Source organism: Paractinoplanes deccanensis, assembly GCF_016862115.1.
Taxonomy (GTDB): Bacteria; Actinomycetota; Actinomycetes; order Mycobacteriales; family Micromonosporaceae; genus Actinoplanes; species Actinoplanes deccanensis.
This window is the reverse complement of record NZ_BOMI01000167.1, coordinates 1-844: the sequence shown is the minus strand read 5'-3', so window position 1 is coordinate 844 and position 844 is coordinate 1. Positions and strand designations below refer to the sequence as shown.

General features: G+C 72.0%; 1 protein-coding gene. It reads right to left on the bottom strand.

Annotated features, from left to right (window positions below):
• On the bottom strand, nucleotides 1–647 hold a 647-nt coding region (locus Ade02nite_RS40250; RefSeq protein ID WP_203775500.1), incomplete at its 3' end, for an SDR family oxidoreductase.
• Nucleotides 648–844 lie beyond the last annotated feature (197 nt).

Below are 844 nucleotides of genomic sequence, written 5' to 3'. Positions count from 1 at the left end.
TAGTAGGTCGCGCGGCCGCCGCTGATGTCGTAGACGGCGCCGGTCGAGAAGGACACCTTGTCGGAGGCGAGCCAGGCGATCAGCTCGGCGACCTCGTCGGCTCGGCCGGTGCGCTTCATCGGGATGAGGCTGGTGATGTGGGCCAGCGCCTCGGGGGACGTCGCGGCGTTCATCGGGGTCTCGATGACGGCGGGGGCGACGGCGTTGGCGAGCACGCCGGTGGTGGCCAGCTCCTTGCCGAGGGACTTGGTCAGGGCGATCACGGCCGCTTTCGAGGCCGAGTAGGGGGACATCGCGGGGTTGCCGTCCTTGCCGGCGATGCTCGCGATGTTGACGATCCGGCCCCAGCCCTTCGCGATCATGCCGGGCACGAAGGCTTGACATGTGGAGAAGGTGCCCACGACGTTCACGGCGAGCGTGTGGGTGAAGCCCGCCAGCGGCACCTCCCACAGCGGCGCGTTGGGGCCCACGATGCCCGCCGAGTTGACCAGGATGTCGATCGGCCCGACCCGCGCCGCTGCCTCGCGGACCGCGGCCGCGTCGGTGACGTCCACGGCGAAGTCGGCGCCGGGAGCGACGTCCCACGTGAATACTTCTATGCCGTCACGGGCCAGCCGTGCAGCGGCGGCTGCACCGATCCCGCTCATGCCCCCAGTGACAACCGCCCGGCGCGGCCCCGCCCCGGCCGGCTCCCGCGCCGGCAAGGCCGACGAGGACGACTCGTCGGACGGCCAAGCCTGAGACGGCGTCCCTAGGAACGGCTCAGCCTGGGACGGCGGCTCGTGGGACGGCTGGGCGTGGGACGACGGCTCGTGGGACGGCTGGGCGTGGGACGGCTGGGCGT